The 19,484-nt window shown below is 53.0% G+C and carries 12 protein-coding genes; all 12 read right to left on the bottom strand.

Features of this window, described 5'->3' with window-relative positions; genetic code table 11:
• Entirely contained in the window at positions 1–1,284 is a 1,284-nt protein-coding gene (locus M6D89_RS16250; RefSeq protein ID WP_253969150.1) for a right-handed parallel beta-helix repeat-containing protein, read from the bottom strand.
• A 52-nt stretch (positions 1,285–1,336) separates the two neighbouring features.
• A complete protein-coding gene (locus tag M6D89_RS16255) occupies positions 1,337–1,732 on the bottom strand; it encodes a VOC family protein (RefSeq protein WP_253969151.1) in 396 nt (131 codons plus the stop codon).
• On the bottom strand, positions 1,729–3,036 hold the full coding sequence (locus M6D89_RS16260) for a TRAP transporter large permease (protein ID WP_253969152.1): 1,308 nt from the start codon (positions 3,034–3,036) through the stop codon (positions 1,729–1,731). The genes M6D89_RS16255 and M6D89_RS16260 overlap by 4 nt, the downstream gene beginning before the upstream one ends.
• A gap of 63 nt (positions 3,037–3,099) precedes the next feature.
• A complete protein-coding gene (locus M6D89_RS16265) occupies positions 3,100–3,594 on the bottom strand; it encodes a TRAP transporter small permease (protein WP_253969153.1) in 495 nt (164 codons plus the stop codon).
• A gap of 10 nt (positions 3,595–3,604) precedes the next feature.
• Entirely contained in the window at positions 3,605–4,582 is a 978-nt protein-coding gene (locus M6D89_RS16270) for a TRAP transporter substrate-binding protein (RefSeq protein ID WP_253969154.1), read from the bottom strand.
• Between the two features lie 468 nt (positions 4,583–5,050).
• Positions 5,051–6,097 (bottom strand): LacI family DNA-binding transcriptional regulator, encoded by a 1,047-nt coding sequence (locus M6D89_RS16275; protein WP_253969155.1) that lies wholly within the window; start codon positions 6,095–6,097, stop codon positions 5,051–5,053.
• Between the two features lie 184 nt (positions 6,098–6,281).
• Complete coding sequence (gene tuf / locus M6D89_RS16280) at positions 6,282–7,508, bottom strand: elongation factor Tu (protein WP_253969156.1); 1,227 nt, start codon at positions 7,506–7,508, stop codon at positions 6,282–6,284.
• Positions 7,509–7,542: 34 nt separating this feature from the next.
• The gene (gene fusA, locus M6D89_RS16285; RefSeq protein ID WP_253969157.1) at positions 7,543–9,657 is read right to left on the bottom strand and encodes an elongation factor G; all 2,115 of its coding nucleotides are present in this window, start codon (positions 9,655–9,657) and stop codon (positions 7,543–7,545) included.
• Between the two features lie 84 nt (positions 9,658–9,741).
• Positions 9,742–10,212 carry a 30S ribosomal protein S7 gene (gene rpsG, locus M6D89_RS16290; RefSeq protein ID WP_253969158.1) on the bottom strand — a complete coding sequence of 157 codons (471 nt, stop codon included), beginning with the start codon at positions 10,210–10,212 and terminating at the stop codon, positions 9,742–9,744.
• A 96-nt stretch (positions 10,213–10,308) separates the two neighbouring features.
• Positions 10,309–10,680, bottom strand: coding sequence for a 30S ribosomal protein S12 (gene rpsL, locus M6D89_RS16295; RefSeq protein WP_020211072.1), 372 nt, complete (start codon positions 10,678–10,680; stop codon positions 10,309–10,311).
• 231 nt (positions 10,681–10,911) lie between these two features.
• A complete protein-coding gene (gene rpoC / locus M6D89_RS16300) occupies positions 10,912–15,138 on the bottom strand; it encodes a DNA-directed RNA polymerase subunit beta' (protein WP_253969159.1) in 4,227 nt (1,408 codons plus the stop codon).
• 91 nt (positions 15,139–15,229) lie between these two features.
• On the bottom strand, positions 15,230–19,315 hold the full coding sequence (gene rpoB, locus M6D89_RS16305) for a DNA-directed RNA polymerase subunit beta (RefSeq protein WP_253969160.1): 4,086 nt from the start codon (positions 19,313–19,315) through the stop codon (positions 15,230–15,232).
• Between the last annotated feature and the right edge of the window lie 169 nt (positions 19,316–19,484).

A 19,484-nucleotide genomic window follows, 5' to 3' on the forward strand; every position in this document is an offset into this window, starting at 1 on the left:
TTAGCGGTACGATGTGGGGACGAAGCTTTGCAGCCAAGCCCCCACCGCCTCGGTGTCTGTGGGCACCTGCAATTTCCGATAGACAGGTGTTGCTTCGGGGTAGCCCCCCACCTGCTCCTCACTGTCGATAATGCGCCCCGCCTGGCTGCGTACGCTGTTGACGATACGCACGTCTACCTCATCTCTATCCCACGGGCGCGCTCCGGCGTTAAGCAATACCGAATCGTAAACCTGATCGACCGGCATGGCCGTTAACCCCTCAGGCCAAACCGGAGGTTTATCCAACAACCGAATATCCCCCTGCACCTGCGGCATAGGCTCGCCATCAAGATTCAACACCTGGTTATCCCGCAGGTAAACATCCCCCTGATAAGCAACCATGGCGAGGTCGGAATAGCTGTCCCGCCCATAACGTAGATCATTGCCAACAACGGCGACCTTGGGGTTACCCGGTCGGCGATCTTTTCCATCCCACTCCCCTTCTACATAGCCCAGCTGCACTGCGGCATTGCCCAGGTTATACATCAGGTTGTTTACCACTACCCCGCTGGCGTGAGCTTTAAAGTAGGGATTGCGACGATCGTTGTGGGCAAACAAGTTGCCAATGACCGCAACCTCCTGAACATAATCGTGGATCAAAATGCCTTTGGAGTGTTTACCTTTTTTGTGCGTAGCATAGTCTAAGCCTTCGGCGATAATCGAGTGACTAAAGGTAATACGACCCGATGTTGCGTCTGGGCCTTTGTACCTTTCGCCCGACGCAGACATATTTTCATCCACTGCCCAACTGGTAGAGCAGTGATCAATATGAATATTGCGGGCATCCCCACGAGAGACCCCTATACCGTCTGGCTCCCAGCCAGAACGCTCAGATTTCCCATTGGCGCCCGGACGCACACGAATATGCTGTAGACGGACATCGTGTGTGCCAATGCCTATACCACCCCGGATTATGGTGATACCGGGACTGGGGGCGGTTTGCCCGGCGACTGTGATATAGGGCTCCCCAATACCTAGATTCTTTCCATTTAGATCGATCACGCCGCCGACCTCAAACACCACAACCCGCTTACCCTTTTGCTCCAGCGCCCAGCGCAACGACCCTTCACCATCGCTATTCAGGTTGGTCACCTTGATTACACGACCACCCGCGCCAGCCGGCGTATCTATACCAAAACCCTTCACCTCTTCCAGGTTTTGCGCGTTTGCTAACGAAATCAGCAGGCACGCGAAAACCGTGGCAACTGTTTTTAGCACAGTGCCACTTGCACAGATTTTTTTCATAAAGCCTCCAGAGTCAGGAGATAGGAATAATTAAAACTGCAGAGGTTACCTACTAAACCATCGGATTTCCGCGCTTGCACAGCTGAATAGCAAAGCCCCAGGGATCCTTTAACATCAGCAGTACAGAACCGTCTTTTAAGCGCACATCATCCACAACTTTACAGCCCTCGGCGCACAGCCGCTCGGCGTCGGCCTCTGGGTCTTCGCTAACAAAAGCCAGATGTAAAGTGAGTGGATTCATCGATGGATAATCCGGCACTTCATCAGGTCGATTGTTATAGATTTCGATCATTACCTGCCCAGTACTATCGGCCAGGAAATGTGCATGCGGGGCTTTGTCAAACTTATGTTTAACCGTAAACCCCAAGTGTTCACAATACCACGCCCCTATCGCGACCGGGTCAGTAACATTAAAGGCAAAGTGCTCAATGCGCATCACAGAACTCACTTAGCTTCATACAAGCCAAAGAAGGTTGGCAGGAATTCACTGATGGCGGGCACATAAGCGACCAGCATTAGCACCACTATCATTGCCGCGTACATCGGCATTAGCGGCTTAATGAGCTTGGCAATAGAGGTTTTGGCAATGCCACAACCAACGAAGAGCACCGCCCCCACCGGTGGCGTACACAAGCCGATGCACAGGTTCAACACCATCATAATACCGAAGTGCAGGGGCGACATGCCCAGCTCCATCGCAACCGGCAAGAAGATCGGAGTGAAGATAAGCACCGCTGGGGTCATATCCATAAAGATACCCACCAGCAAAAGAATAAGGTTAATGGTGAGCAGAATAATAAACGGGTTATCACTCAACCCCATCAGCGCAGCGCTAATGTTCTGGGGAATATTTTCGTAGCTAAGCATCCAACTCATTGCGGTCGAGGTGGCAATCAAAAGCATTACGATGGCGGTAGTCTCTACCGACTTAATAAAAATTTCCGGCAGCTCGGGAATTTTTACCTCTTTGTAAATAAAGACCGACAAAATCAGCGAGTAAAGCACCGCGATAACACTGGCCTCGGTGGCGGTGAAAAACCCACCCACAATACCGCCGATAACCAGAACAATAAGAAACAGGCTGGGGATAGCATCCAGGGTCTTTTTACCCACTTCTTTGATACTAGGGACTCGACCCACGGGATAGCCGTGCATTTTGGCATACACGGCGCAAACCGCCATTAAACTCAACGCCACCAAAATGCCCGGCAAGTAACCCGCGATAAACAGTGCGGCAATGGACACACCACCACTGGCAAGGGAATAGACAATCAGAATGTTGCTGGGGGGAATTAAAAGCCCTGTGGTCGAAGAGGCAACGGTGACAGCGGTATTAAAGTTCTTGTCGTAACCTTCTTTTTCCATTGTGGGGATCATAAAGCCGCCAATGGCCGAGGTGGCGGCAACAGCAGAACCGGAAATGGCACCAAACAAGGTACAGCTAATAATATTCACAAACGCCAAACCGCCCGGCAGCATGCCGATTAACACCTTGGCAAATTCGATGAGTCGGTGAGCAATACCACCGCGCCCCATTAGCAAGCCGGACAACACAAAAAACGGAATCGCGAGCAGCGCAAAGCTGTTCACCCCACTGGCCATTCGCTGGGCAACCGTAACGGCGGCCGGACCAAAGTCGATGGTAAACAGCATGGCGGCAAAGGTCGCCACCCCAATACCGATAGAGATAGGGACATTCAGAATCAATAAAACGACAAATGTCACCAACAGAACTACGACGGACCAATCCATCAGACTACCTCAATTATGTTTATTCTTACGATTGCTTACTTATTTCGGGTTTGCGGTTTCGTTTTACTCGTAAAACTCTAACTCTTCCGGCTCGGGATCACCGTTGACGATGCGATCAAGCGAAAAGAGGACTATCAGCAAGCCACTGAGCGGAATAACGCTATATAAATAACCGACTTTGACCTGCAAGGCGGCGGACATTTGATCCAACTCCAGCGTTAACAACATCAGCTTAGAGCCGCCATAGATCATAATCACGCAAGCAAACAACATACACACCAGGGAAATAAAGATATCCAAGCGGCGCTTGGCGATGCCCTCGAGCTTTTGCGAGAGAATATCCAGCCCCAGGTGCGCTTTTTTGCGATAGGCGTAGGCGGCGCCCAACAAACCAATCCAGACCAATAGAAAACGCGCCAACTCTTCGGTGTAAGAGCTGGGCTCTTTCAAGACAAAGCGTGTCAGCACCTGCCAGGTTACATCCAGCACCATGACGGCCATTAACAGCCCGACAAAAGCGCCCAGTATCTTCTCAATAAAATTCGATAATGCTTTCATACCGGCCAACCTACATCGCTTTAAAGGTCTGAATCAGATCGTAAATTTCTGTACCTTTATAGGATTCGTGCATAGCCTGCACCTTATCCATAAAAGGTTTCTTATCGGGGCGAATAACGGTTACCCCGGCCTCTTGCACAGCGTCCAGAGCCTCTTGGGTTTTCTCAGCCCACAGCTTTCTCTGATAAACCACGGCGTCGTCCATTGCCTGCTGTAACCAGACCTGCTCTTGCTGGTCGAGATTATTCCAAATATAGCTACTGATAAGCACGATATCCGGCACAGAGGTGTGCTCGTTTAGCGTGTAGTACTTACAGACTTCGTAGTGTTTAGAAGTATAGAAGCTGGGGGGATTATTCTCAGCGCCATCGACAACGCCTTGCGACAAAGCGGTATACAACTCTCCCCACGAGATAGGTGTGGGGGAGCCGCCCAAAGACTTAACCATTTGCAAGGCGGTCTGGCTTTGCTGAACGCGGATTTTCTGACCCGTTAAGTCTTCGGGCTTATAAACCGGAGTATCCACATTGTAAAAGCTGCGACTGCCCGCATCGAAATATCCCAAGCCGCGTAGGTTAACGGAATCACCCGCCAGCAATAGCTCTTTGCCCTCTTCGCTGTTTAACACTCGCCAAAAATGTTCGTTATCGCGAAACACATAGGGAACATTAAACACCTTCATCGCAGGCACAAAGCCTTCCATGGGGCTGGAGGAAACCTTGGTCATCGCCAGCGAGCCGATTTGCAAAAGCTCCATAAGCTCGCGCTCGCTACCGAGCTGGCCGCCCGGGTAGATATCGATGGTCATCTTACCGCCCGACACTTCTTCCAGCCGGTCAGCCATAAAGACGATACCCTGATGCACAGGGTGTGTTTGATCGAGGGTGTGCGCCATCTTAAGAGTACGCACTTCAGTGTCGCCGGCACAGGCGCTCAGAAGCCCCACCAAGAGGGCGACACATATTATTTTAATCCCGGGGTTACCCATGTAATTTGCACCGCTGTTATTGTTTTATGAGACCTTATTGTCACACTGACCACACCACAAAGCAATCTACTCGCAGTGAAGCCCGATGATAAAAAAGCGGGTGTGGGTGCGACAAATACCAAATCGATACCCATTGTATCGAGCGGAACGCAACCCCAACACCCGCGTCGGGCCAAAGGCCCCAAGGAGAGCCACACTTGATTGACAGACCGATAGCGGTCAGCGGCTTAAATCGCAAGTTCGGTTCTACCCGTACACAGATTTTAAACCAACCAACCTGCCTGACCAATCAGGTTAAATAATTACATAAAAGGCCTGACAAAACAACCGTAACTCACCGATCAAGCGCAAAATCTGCCTGACCAATAACTTATACGGGAGAATAGAGAGGGTAAGCCGGTGTATAACCACTGCTTTGCCGGGCTGTAATGAGCCGATTGAGCCAGACAAGGCTCGGGTTGCATAGGCTTAGCGCGGCGCGGTGGACCCTCGCTCAATGATCGAGTGGGGTAGAACGGCCCGTTTGTTCAACTTAATGCCCAATATCCTATCGGCCTTAATGGCTTCAATCAGCAAATCGACCGAATCGGCCGACATTTGATCAATGGGCTGTTTAACGGTGGTTAACTGAGGCCATATGGTCCGGGCGATCGTCGTATCATCAAAACCCGCTACAGCGATATCGTCAGGCACTCGCAAACCGCGCTTATGAACTGACGCGATCACGGCACTGGCCATATCATCATTACTGGCAAATATCGCCGTCACTGGCCGACCTGAATCCAGAATTTCTTCGGCGGCCTGCATGCCTCCGTCAAAATTAAAGTCGCCCTGCGCCACTACGGCGAGCTCGGGGTCAATATTATGGGCCACCAAGGCATCGGTAAAGCCGCGGTAGCGGTTTGCGGCCACACCCTGATTGCGGTCACCTTTGATAAAGCCTATACGGGAGTGGCCAGCATTAATCAGATACTCGGTCATCTCATAGGTGGCACTATAATCATCAATTGAAACATAGGCGGAACGATCCATGTCCAGCCCCGGGCCCACCCTTACATAGCGTATTCCCATGTTATCCAGGGTATCCAAAAGCGGCAGACTTTCGCAAAGCGGAGGCGGCAAAATAACCCCATCGAGCATATACCGACTGGTTAAATCACTGACTATCTCGTCGACATTAGGGGCACCGAAACTACAGGACTCTAACACCAGGTGATAGCCAAGCTCGTTACAGCGCTTTAGCACGCCAATTAAGTACTGACTGATATAGCTGCCGATGGAATTGTCATAGAAAAAACCCAACAGGTAAGATTGCGAGCCCGACAAGCTACGGGCCGAAACATTGAGACGATAGTTTAACGTCTCTACCGCCTCCATAACCCGCAACCGAGTTGGCTCTGAAACCTTATCGTTATTGAGTACGCGAGACACTGTCATGATTGAAACATCGGCCATGGCAGCGACGTCTTTCATGGTAACTTTTTTAGCTTTACCAGCGCGGCTTTTTATCGTCATTTTTTATACCTATGCGAGCAGAGCTCTATGCTTATTATGGAATATGTACTGCTGGCAACTTCTCACCAGCCTGTATATTCATAACACAGCACCCCGCAAAAGACTATGAACCACATCCGATAATAGCCAGGCACAAAAAAGGCCGCTAAAAAGCGGCCTTTTTTACTCAACATTCGCGCTGGGCTTAGTCGAGAATTTTGGCTACTACACCAGCACCTACGGTACGGCCACCTTCGCGAACCGCGAAGCGCAGACCATCTTCCATGGCTACTGGGTTGATCAGGGTAACACTCATTTGAATGTTATCGCCTGGCATAACCATTTCTACACCGTCAGGCAGCTCACACGCACCGGTTACGTCGGTGGTACGGAAGTAGAACTGCGGACGATAGCCTTTGAAGAACGGAGTGTGACGGCCGCCTTCGTCTTTAGACAGTACGTAAACTTCCGCTTCGAACTTAGCGTGCGGCGTTACAGAACCTGGCTTGGCCAGAACCTGACCACGCTCGATCTCGTCGCGCTTGGTACCACGCAGCAGAACACCAACGTTCTCACCCGCACGGCCTTCGTCCAGCATTTTGCGGAACATCTCAACACCGGTACAAGTGGTCTTGGTGGTGTCTTTGATACCAACGATTTCGATCTCTTCGCCCACGGTGATCACACCGCGCTCTACACGACCGGTTACTACGGTACCGCGACCAGAGATTGAGAACACGTCTTCTACGGGCATCAGGAACGGCTGATCAATCGCACGCTCTGGCTCGGGGATGTACTCGTCCAGGGTCTCAACCAGCTTCTTAACAGCGGTGGTACCCAGCTCGTTGTCGTCTTCGCCGTTCAGGGCCATCAGGGCAGAACCGGCAATGATCGGAGTGTCGTCGCCTGGGAAGTCGTAGTCAGACAGCAGCTCACGCAGCTCCATCTCAACCAGCTCCAGCATCTCTTCGTATTCTTCGGTGCCTACGCCGCCGCAATCTTCGGCCAGCAGGTCCGCTTTGTTCAGGAATACGGCGATGTAAGGTACACCTACCTGACGAGACAGCAGGATGTGCTCACGGGTTTGCGGCATAGGACCGTCGGTCGCGCCACATACCAGAATCGCACCGTCCATCTGAGCAGCACCGGTGATCATGTTTTTCACGTAGTCGGCGTGCCCGGGGCAGTCAACGTGCGCGTAGTGACGGTTCGGTGAGTCGTACTCAACGTGAGAGGTCGCGATGGTGATACCACGCTCTTTCTCTTCCGGTGCGTTATCGATGCCGTCAAACGCCATCGCAGAACCGCTACCCCATACTTCCGCACATACGCGGGTCAGGGCCGCTGTCAGGGTGGTTTTACCGTGGTCAACGTGACCGATGGTGCCCACATTGACGTGGGGCTTGTTCCGTTCGAACTTTTCTTTTGCCACTTTACGTTTCCTCTAATTGAAAAATAAAAATCAATTAATCACTAATGATATTGTTTTTGGACATAATCTCATCGGTGACGTTCTTTGGCGCCTCAGCAAAGCCTTTAAACTCCATGCTGTAGGTCGCGCGGCCCTGTGTGGCTGAACGCAGATCAGTTGCGTAGCCAAACATTTCCGCCAGGGGCACTTCAGCATCCACTACTTTACCACTGATGCTTTCATCCATGCCCTGGATAACGCCGCGACGACGATTTAAATCGCCCACCACATCACCCATATTCTCTTCCGGAGTAACCACTTCCACTTTCATGATGGGCTCCAGCAATACCGCGCCGCCTTCTTGTGCGAGCTTTTTGGTCGCCATGGACGCAGCTATTTTAAAGGCCATCTCGTTGGAGTCCACATCGTGGAAAGAGCCATCGTACAAGGTCGCCTTCAAACCGAGCAAAGGATAACCCGCGAGCACACCATTTTGCATCTGCTCTTCGATGCCTTTAGAGACGGCCGGAATATATTCTTTGGGAACCGATCCGCCGACAATCTCGTTGACGAACTCCAGCCCTTCAGCGGTATCGTCTTCGGCCGGCTCAAAGCGGATCCAGACATGGCCATACTGGCCACGACCGCCGGATTGACGGACAAACTTGCCTTCAATCTCGCAGGTGTTTTGAATACGCTCGCGATAGGCCACCTGCGGCTTACCGATATTGGCATCCACACCAAATTCACGACGCATACGGTCAACAATAATATCCAGGTGCAACTCACCCATGCCACCGATAATGGTCTGGCCTGTTTCCTCATCAGTGCGCACCCGGAACGAGGGGTCTTCCTGGGCCAGTTTACCCAACGCCATACCCATCTTTTCCTGATCAGCCTTGCTGCGAGGCTCTACTGCCACGTGAATCACAGGCTCGGGGAATTCCATGCGCTCGAGGGTGATAACACTGTTGGGGGCACACAGAGTGTCGCCGGTAGTAACGTCTTTAAAGCCGATACCCGCGGCAATATCGCCCGCCAGTACTTCTTTAATTTCCTGGCGATCATTGGCGTGCATCTGCACCATACGACCAATGCGCTCTTTTTTACCCTTAACCGGGTTCAATACGGTATCGCCGGTAGCGAGTTTGCCCGAGTACACGCGAAAGAAAGTCAGGGTGCCGACAAAGGGATCGGTGGCAATTTTGAAAGCCAGGGCCGCAAAAGGCGCATTATCGTCAGCCTCGCGGGTATCGTGAGTTTCGCCGTCTTCCAGCACACCTTCAATGGCTTTTACTTCGGTGGGCGCGGGCAGGTAATCGATGACCGCATCCAACACCGCCTGAACACCCTTATTTTTAAAAGCCGAGCCGCCCAGAACGGGAACAATTTCGTTTGCCAGAGTACGCTTGCGCAGGGCGGCTTTAATGTCGTCTTCGCCCAGCTCTTCGCCCTCAAGGTATTTATTCATCAGGTCGTCGTCGGCCTCGGCGGCCGCTTCGACCAAATACTCGCGCATTTCATCACAGGTGTCCTGTAAATCGGCGGGAATATCCTGATACTCAAAGGTCATGCCGCGATCGTCTTCATTCCAGATGATCGCCTGCATTTTAATCAGATCGACCACGCCTTTGAAGTCTTCTTCCGAGCCAATGGTCATCTGCAGGGGAACGGCGTTCGCTCCCAGTCGCTCGCGCAGTTGCTCCACCACGCGAACATAGTCTGCCCCGGTGCGGTCCATCTTATTGACGAACACCATCCGCGGCACTTCATATTTGTTGGCCTGACGCCATACGGTTTCGGTCTGAGGCTGTACGCCCGAAGAACCACACAGCACCACGATAGCACCGTCCAACACACGCAAAGAGCGCTCTACCTCAATGGTAAAGTCAACGTGTCCGGGGGTATCGATAATATTAATGCGGTGTTCATCGAACTGCTGGCCCATACCAGACCAGAAAGTCGTCACAGCTGCTGAGGTAATGGTGATACCGCGCTCTTGCTCTTGCGCCATCCAGTCGGTGGTCGCCGCGCCGTCGTGTACTTCACCAATTTTGTGGGAGAGGCCCGTGTAAAACAAAACCCGCTCAGTGGTAGTGGTTTTGCCCGCATCTACGTGCGCACAAATCCCGATATTGCGGTAGCGAGCGATAGGCGTCTTACGTGCCACAGCTGTAGTCTCCAAATGCCCAAATCGAAAAATAGTAAAAAGGCAGCCAGAATAGCTGCCTTTTGTTTCTCAATGCTTACACGCTTAGAAACGGAAGTGAGAGAACGCCTTGTTGGCCTCGGCCATACGGTGTACGTCTTCACGCTTCTTAACGGCAGAACCTTTGTTCTGCGAAGCATCAATCAACTCACCAGCCAGACGGGCAGGCATAGACTTCTCACCGCGACCGCGAGAGTAATCTACCAACCAGCGCATAGCCAGCGCGGAACGACGTGCGGGACGCACTTCGACCGGTACCTGGTAGGTGGCACCACCAACACGGCGAGATTTAACCTCAACCAGCGGGGCGATGTTTTCCAGAGCTTCGTCGAACACCTCAATGGGGTCACGATTGAGCTTGTCATTCACAATATCCAGCGCGCCGTAAACAATGCGTTCTGCTACGGCTTTCTTACCACTCACCATGACATGGTTCATGAATTTCGCCAGAGTCACATTGCCGTACTTAGGATCCGGCAAGATCTCGCGTTTCGCGACAACTCTTCTTCTTGGCATTTTAATAGCCTCTCTTCAGGGATTGTCCAGGACAGCCAAATGGCACCTGGCCTTACTCGGTTCTACCCGAAAACGTATGTCTTAAGTCGCGAGTGCTTACTTAGGACGCTTGGTACCGTACTTAGAGCGGCCCTGTTTACGGTCGTTAACACCAGAGGTATCCAGTGAACCGCGAACAGTGTGGTAGCGCACACCAGGCAAGTCTTTTACACGACCGCCACGGATAAGTACTACGCTGTGCTCTTGCAAGTTGTGCCCTTCACCACCGATGTATGAGGTAACCTCAAAGCCGTTGGTCAGACGAACACGGCATACTTTACGCAATGCTGAGTTCGGCTTCTTCGGCGTGGTAGTGTAAACGCGGGTGCAAACACCACGCTTTTGCGGGTTGGCTTGCAGAGCAGGTACGTCGCTCTTTTGAACCTTACGTTTTCTCGGCTTACGAACCAACTGGTTGATCGTTGCCATGAAAATAAACTCCACAGATATATAAAGCCTCGACGTGAGGCCAATTAAAGAAGACAGCGACAGGCTGTCCCCCACTCATAAAAAGTGGGTGGCGCATTGTAATGACACCCCCCACTTCCGTCAAGACGCAATTGAGCAATAATTACTCACCCGAGGCCAGGCCCCGGGCTGCGCCTTTTAGCCCGCTATTAACCTGGCAAACATAGTTGCCGGATTAATAGGGGGTCAATCTTACTCGCCGCTGGACTTAAGCGCCTCGGTCAGAGCCGCTTCCACGTCCTCGGCACTGACACCAGTGTCGGCAAATTCCAGCGCCTCTTCACGCTTGCGCTTGCGCTCGCTGTGATAAGCCAAACCAGTACCGGCCGGAATCAGGCGACCCACGACGACGTTCTCTTTCAGACCGCGCAGTGAATCTTTCTTGCCGGTAACCGCCGCTTCGGTAAGCACGCGGGTGGTTTCCTGGAACGAAGCCGCCGAGATAAAGGACTCGGTTGCCAGCGATGCCTTGGTAATACCCAGCAACAGACGCTCAAACTTGGCCGGCTGCTTGTCTTCGGCACGCAGGCGCTCGTTTTCGGCCAGCACATTGGTGTACTCCACTTGCTCGCCTTTTACGAAGGTAGAGTCACCCATTTCGGTGATTTCTACTTTACGCAGCATTTGCCGAACGATGGTTTCAATGTGCTTATCGTTAATCTTCACACCCTGTAGACGGTATACGTCCTGAATCTCGTTGGTGATGTAGCTCGCCAGAGCCTCAACACCTTTCAGGCGCAGAATATCATGCGGGTTGCTCGGACCATCTGACACCACCTCACCTTTAACCACTTGCTCACCTTCGAACACGGTCAGCTGACGGTGCTTAGGTATCAGCACCTCGTAGTGAGTAGAGCCATCTTCTAGTGGCTGGCCATCGTTGGGGGTAATCACCAGGCGACGCTTGCCCTTGGTCTCTTTACCAAAGCTCACGGTACCGGAGATTTCCGCCAAAATGGACGGCTCTTTCGGTTTACGCGCCTCAAACAAGTCGGCCACGCGGGGCAGACCACCGGTAATATCACGGGTTTTAGAACCCTCTTGAGGAATACGGGCAACCACGTCACCCACCTCAATGGTGTCATTATCGGCAATGCTCAAGATCGCATGGGCGGGCAGCAAGTAGTGCGCCGGCATGGTGGTATTGGGCAGACACAGCTCGTTGCCTGCCTCATCCAAAAGCGTAATGGCCGGACGCATGTCTTTACCGGCCGAGGGACGCTCGGACGGATCCATTACCTCGATTGAGGACAGACCGGTCAGCTCATCGGTTTGACGACGCACGGACAGGTTATCTTCCATACCCGAGAAGGTCACCTTACCCGCCACCTCAGTCACGATGGGGTGTGTGTGCGGATCCCACTTGGCAACGATCTGGCCGCCGTCGACCTGCTCGCCGTCTTTAACGGTAATTACCGCACCGTAGGGGATCTTATAGCGCTCACGCTCACTGCCCTGGGCATCGGCCACCGCCAGCTCACCGGAGCGAGATACCGCCACCAAGTTGCCGTCTTTGTTGGTCACCAGCTTAATGTTAATCAGGCGGATGCTACCTTCCTGCTTAACCTGAACATTGTCAGCCGCCGAAGCACGCGAAGCCGCACCACCGATGTGGAAGGTACGCATAGTCAGCTGAGTACCGGGCTCACCGATTGACTGCGCGGCGATAACGCCCACAGCTTCACCAGTGTTGGCGCGATGACCACGGGCCAAATCACGGCCGTAACACATGGCACAAATGCCGGTGCGAGCCTCACAGGTAATCGGCGAGCGCACCAGCACTTCATCGATACCCATGCCTTCAACACGCTCAACCCAGGCTTCGTCAATCATGGTACCGGCAGGCACCAGAATTTCATCCGAGTTAGGACGCACGACATCGCGCGCTACGATACGACCGAGGATTCGATCGCCCAGCGATTCGATAACGTCACCGCCCTCAATAACGGGCGCCATTTCCAGGCCTTCGTCGGTGCCACAATCAGTGTGAGTCACCACCAGATCCTGAGCCACGTCTACCAAGCGACGAGTCAGATAACCCGAGTTAGCGGTTTTCAGAGCGGTATCGGCCAGACCTTTCCGCGCACCGTGAGTGGAAATAAAGTACTGACCCACGTTCAGACCTTCACGGAAGTTAGCGGTAATAGGCGCCTCAATGATCGAGCCATCTGGCTTGGCCATCAGACCGCGCATACCCGCCAACTGACGAATCTGTGCCGGGCTACCACGAGCACCTGAGTCGGCGTACATGTAAACCGAGTTGAACGAGGTTTGCTGCTCCTCTTCACCGTCGCGGTTTACCACGGTTTCAAAGCTGATACCGTCCATCATCGACTTGGCCACCAAGTCGTTGGCGCGCGACCAGATATCGATTACCTTGTTGTACTTCTCACCGGCGGTTACCAAGCCCGAGGCAAACTGGCTTTCAATTTCTTTTACTTCGGCTTCGGCGCGATCGACAATTTCATATTTTTCGTCGGGAATCGCGAAATCGTTTACACCGATGGATGAGCCCGACTTGGTTGAGAAGTCATAACCCATGTACATCAGTTGGTCGGCAAAAATAACGGTCGATTTCAAACCCACCACGCGGTAGCAGTGGTTAATCACCGCAGAAATTGCCTTTTTCACCATGGCGCGATCGATCATCTCGAAGGGAATACCTTCGGGAACGATTTCCCACAGCAGAATACGACCCACAGTGGTTTCCACCAAACGGGTAGAAGACTGCTTTTCACCTTCGCTGCCGATAATGGTTTCATCAATACGCACTTTAATGCGCGCCTGCAGATCAACCTGATGGCCATAGTAGGCACGCGACACCTCGGCGGTATCGGCAAACACCATACCTTCACCCTGGGCGTTGATACGCTCGCGGGTCATCCAGTACAGGCCCAAAACCACGTCTTGCGAGGGCACGATAATCGGCTCGCCCGAGGCGGGTGACAGAATATTGTTGGTAGACATCATCAGCGCGCGCGCTTCCAGCTGAGCTTCCAAAGTCAGTGGTACGTGCACGGCCATCTGGTCACCGTCAAAGTCAGCGTTATAGGCCGCACACACCAACGGGTGCAGCTGAATCGCTTTACCTTCAATCAGTACCGGCTCGAACGCTTGAATACCCAGGCGGTGAAGGGTGGGAGCGCGGTTCAACAGTACCGGGTGCTCGCGAATCACTTCGTCGAGAATATCCCATACCACAGGCTCTTCGCGCTCGACCATTTTCTTGGCGGCTTTAATGGTGGTGGCAAGACCGCGCAATTCCAGCTTGCTGAAGATAAACGGCTTGAACAGCTCCAGGGCCATTTTCTTGGGCAGACCGCACTGGTGCAGACGCAGTGCCGGACCGGTCACAATCACCGAACGACCCGAGTAGTCCACACGCTTACCCAACAGGTTCTGACGGAAACGACCCTGCTTACCTTTGATCATGTCGGCCAGAGATTTCAGCGGACGCTTGTTAGAGCCAGTAATCGCGCGACCGCGACGACCGTTATCCAACAGCGCATCCACCGACTCTTGCAGCATACGCTTTTCGTTGCGCACGATGATGTCAGGAGCGTTCAGATCCAGCAGGCGCTTCAAGCGGTTGTTACGGTTGATAACGCGGCGGTACAGATCGTTCAAATCAGAGGTAGCAAAGCGGCCGCCATCCAGCGGCACCAGCGGACGCAAATCCGGCGGCAACACAGGCAGCACTTCCATTACCATCCACTCGGGGTCGTTGCCCGAGTAATAGAAAGCTTCCAAAAGCTTCAAGCGCTTGGAGAACTTCTTAATTTTGGTTTCCGAGTTGGTGTTGGGAATCTCTTCGCGCAGATACTGAATCTCTTCTTCGAGATTAATATCCGACATTAGCGCTTTGATCGCCTCGGCACCCATCAGCGCTTCGAACTCGTCGCCGAACTCTTCCATCGCTTCAAAGTACTGCTCGTCGGTCAGCAGCTGGCCGCGCTCCAGGGTAGTCATACCCGGATCGGTCACCACGTAGGATTCAAAGTACAACACCCGCTCGATATCGCGCAGGGTCATATCCAGCAACAAGCCGATACGGCTGGGCAGAGACTTCAGGAACCAAATATGCGCAACGGGCGACGCCAGTTCAATGTGGCCCATACGCTCACGGCGTACTTTCGCCAGGGTCACTTCAACGCCGCACTTCTCACAGATAATGCCGCGGTGCTTCATGCGCTTGTACTTACCGCACAAACACTCGTAATCTTTTACCGGGCCAAAAATTTTGGCACAGAACAGGCCTTCGCGCTCGGGCTTAAAGGTACGGTAGTTAATGGTCTCTGGCTTTTTAACTTCGCCAAACGACCAAGAGCGAATCATTTCCGGCGATGCCAGGCCGATACGAATCGCATCGAATTCTTCAGTTTGTCCCTGGGACTTGAGCAGATTAAGTAAGTCTTTCAAGGCGCTTCCTCCAGTGGGCTCCAGTCGTGCAGTTTGCACACAAGGCGGGGCACATGCCCCGCACTAACCGATTTAGTAACAGCGAGGACGATTACTCGTCCTCTTCCAGCTCCATATTGATACCGAGCGCGCGGATCTCTTTAACCAGTACGTTAAAGGATTCGGGCATGCCGGGCTCCATACGGTGATCACCATCGACAATGTTTTTGTACATTTTGGTACGGCCAGTCACGTCGTCCGATTTCACGGTCAACATTTCCTGCAGCGTATAAGCGGCACCGTATGCTTCCAGTGCCCAAACTTCCATCTCACCGAAGCGCTGACCACCAAACTGCGCCTTACCACCCAGCGGCTGCTGGGTAACCAGGCTGTACGAGCCGGTAGAACGAGCGTGCATCTTGTCGTCCACCAAGTGGTTGAGCTTCAGCATGTACATATAGCCGACGGTCACCGGACGCTGGAATGAATCGCCGGTGCGGCCGTCGTACAACTGCATCTGACCAGAATCGGGCAGATCAGCGAGACGCAGCAGCGCTTTGATTTCGTGCTCTTTGGCACCATCAAACACCGGAGTGGCCATGGGCACACCACCGCGCAAGTTGTTGGCAAGGTCCATCACTTCTGTGTCGGAGAAGCTGGCCAGGTCTTCTTTGGCATAGACATCGCCGGTTTCGTTATAAATCTCTTCCAAAAAGCCGCGCACTTCGTTAACGGCTTTTTGCTGGCGTACCATCTCATCAATTTTAACGCCCAGGCCTTTCGCCGCCATCCCCAAGTGGGTTTCCAGAATCTGACCCACGTTCATACGCGAGGGCACACCCAGAGGGTTAAGCACCACATCCACGGGCTGACCTTTGTCGTCGTAAGGCATATCTTCAACCGGCATAATCACCGAGATAACACCTTTGTTACCGTGACGACCGGCCATTTTGTCACCGGGCTGAATGCGACGCTTGATCGCCAGGTAAACCTTAACGATTTTCAGCACGCCAGGGGCCAGATCATCGCCGGTAGACAGCTTGCGTTTTTTGTCTTCGAAACGCTCATCCAGGTCTTTGCGGCACTCGGCCAAACGCTCTTCGGCGCGGTCGATTTGCTCGTTCAGGTCGTCGCTGTCGACGCGCAGCTTGAACCACTGCTCGGTTTCCAGACCGTCCAAAACCTCATCGGTCAGAACTTCGCCTTTCTTAACGCCTTTACCGGCCGCCACTTTCTGGCCACCAATAACCGCGCGCAAACGCTCCAGAGTGGCCGCTTCCATAATGCGGTACTCTTCGTTCAAATCTTTGCGCACTTCGTCCAGCTGGGCTTTCTCGATATCCATCGAGCGCTGATCTTTTTCCAGACCGTCGCGGGTGAATACCTGCACGTCGATAACGGTACCTTTGGTGCTGGAAGGCACACGCAAAGAGGTATCTTTAACGTCCGAGGCTTTCTCACCAAAGATCGCGCGCAGCAGTTTTTCCTCTGGGGTCAATTGGGTTTCACCTTTCGGCGTCACCTTACCCACCAGAATGTCACCGCCGCCCACTTCGGCGCCAATGTAAACAATGCCGGACTCGTCCAGCTTGTTCAGGGCGTTTTCGCCCACATTGGGAATATCCGAGGTAATCTCTTCACTGCCGAGCTTGGTATCGCGAGCGATACAGGTCAGCTCTTGAATGTGAATAGTGGTAAAGCGATCTTCTTGCACCACACGCTCGGACACCAGAATGGAGTCCTCAAAGTTGTAGCCATTCCAGGGCATAAACGCGATGCGCATATTCTGACCCAGAGCCAGCTCGCCCATATCCACCGAGGGACCATCGGCAAGAATGTCGCCGCGCTGAACGATATCACCTACGTTCACAATAGAGCGCTGGTTAATACACGTATTCTGGTTCGAGCGGGTGTACTTGGTCAGATTGTAAATATCCACACCGGCATCGCCCGACTCAACTTCGTCGTTGTGCACTTTAACCACGATACGGCCGGCATCAACACGATCGATCACGCCGCCGCGATTGGCTACCACACACACACCCGAGTCAGCGGCAACATTGCGCTCCATACCGGTACCTACCAAAGGCTTCTGCGCCTTAAGGGTAGGAACGGCCTGACGCTGCATGTTGGAACCCATCAGGGCGCGGTTGGCGTCATCGTGCTCGAGGAACGGAATCAAAGAGGCCGCTACCGATACCACCTGACGCGGCGATACATCCATAAACTGGACTTCGGCCGGGCTCTTCAGGGTAAAGTCACCGAAATGACGAACCGATACCAGGTCTTCGATCAAAGTGCCGCTTTCATCCAGCTTGGCCGAGGCCTGAGCGATAACATATTCGGCTTCGTTAATCGCTGACAGAAATTCGATCTCGTCAGTAACCTGGCCGTCTTTTACGCGGCGATAAGGGGTTTCCAAAAAGCCGTAGCTGTTGGTACGCGAATAGGTCGCCAGCGAGTTAATCAGACCAATGTTTGGACCTTCAGGTGTCTCAATAGGACAAACACGACCATAGTGCGTCGGGTGTACGTCGCGAACCTCAAAGCCCGCGCGCTCACGAGTCAGACCACCGGGGCCCAAAGCAGACACACGGCGCTTGTGCGTGACTTCCGACAGCGGGTTGTTCTGATCCATAAACTGCGACAGCTGCGACGAGCCAAAGAACTCTTTAATCGCGGCGGCAACAGGCTTGGCGTTAATCAGATCCTGCGGCATCAGGCCTTCGCTTTCGGCCATGGACAAACGCTCTTTTACGGCGCGCTCAACGCGAACCAAGCCCACGCGGAACTGGTTTTCGGCCATCTCACCCACGGAACGAATACGACGGTTACCCAGGTGGTCGATATCATCCACAACGCCTTTACCGTTACGGATATCGATCAGGGTCTTCATCACGTCCACGATGTCGTCGTTGGACAGCGTGCCTTCACCGAATTCTTCTTCGCGGCCCAAGCGACGGTTAAACTTCATGCGGCCCACGGCCGACAAGTCGTAACGCTCTTGGGTGAAGAACAGGTTGTTAAACAGCGCTTCGGCAGACTCTTTGGTAGGCGGCTCGCCTGGGCGCATCATGCGGTAGATCTCTACCAGCGCTTCCAATTGGGTGCGGGTAGGATCGACACGCAGGGTGTCAGACATGAACGGACCACAGTCCAATTCGTTGGTGTACAGAGTCTCAACGGTTTTGGCGCCGTTTTTCAGCAAGACTTCCAGCGAGTCAACGGTAATCTCGGTGTTACACTCGAGCAGAACTTCGCCGGTATCGACATCGATAATGTCTTTTGCCAATGCGCGGCCCAGCAGATAATCCGCCGGTACAGCCATTTCTTTTACACCGGCTTTTTCCAACTGGCGAATGTGGCGCGCGGTAATACGGCGGCCCTCTTCTACCAGCATCTTGCCGTTTTTGTCTTTGATATCAAAAGTTGCCACGTCACCGCGCAGGCGCGAAGGCACCACTTCAAAGGTGAACTGACCATCTTCGCCCAACGTGAACGTACTGGTTTCAAAGAACATTTCCAGCATTTCTTGTGAGCTAAAGCCCAGGGCACGCAACAAAATAGAAGCGGGCAGTTTACGGCGACGGTCGATACGCACATAAACCAAGTCTTTGGGGTCGAACTCAAAGTCCAACCAGCTGCCGCGGTAAGGAATAATACGGGCGCTGTAAAGCAGCTTACCGGAGGAGTGCGTTTTGCCCTTATCGTGGTCAAAGAACACACCTGGAGAGCGATGCAACTGCGACACAATTACACGCTCGGTACCGTTAATCACAAAGGTACCATTGTCCGTCATGAGCGGGATCTCGCCCATGTAGACTTCTTGTTCTTTAATATCTTTAATCGCTTTGTTCGCTGACTCTTTATCGTAGATAATCAGCCGAACTTTTACACGCAGCGGTGCCGAATAGGTCACCCCACGTAAAATACATTCGTTAACATCAAAGGCGGGCTTACCCAGCACATAGCTAACGTATTCGAGTGCGGCATTGCCAGAGTAGCTGGCAATTGGGAATACAGAGCGGAATGCGGCGTGCAAACCCACATCAAAACGCTCTTCTCCAGACGCATCGGCCTGGGTAAATTTTCTGTAAGAATCCAGCTGAATCGCCAATAGGTACGGCACATCCATGACGTGTGGCAGCTTGCCAAAGTCCTTGCGGATACGTTTTTTCTCAGTGTATGAGTAAGCCATCTGTATTCCCCAGCTTGTTCACGGATAAGGCTTGAAGCGCCCCAACGCAAGTCGCGTTGTCTAAACTCTCCCTCACTGCTAGCGCTCGGGCTTGCAGTTTGGCAGTCGAACTGCCCGGTCAGATCAATCGACCGAAAACGGAAAAAGGCTGGCGGGTAAAACCCACCAG

The sequence above is a fragment of the Gilvimarinus xylanilyticus genome (genome assembly GCF_024195295.1).
In the GTDB taxonomy this organism is placed as follows: Bacteria; Pseudomonadota; Gammaproteobacteria; order Pseudomonadales; family Cellvibrionaceae; genus Gilvimarinus; species Gilvimarinus xylanilyticus.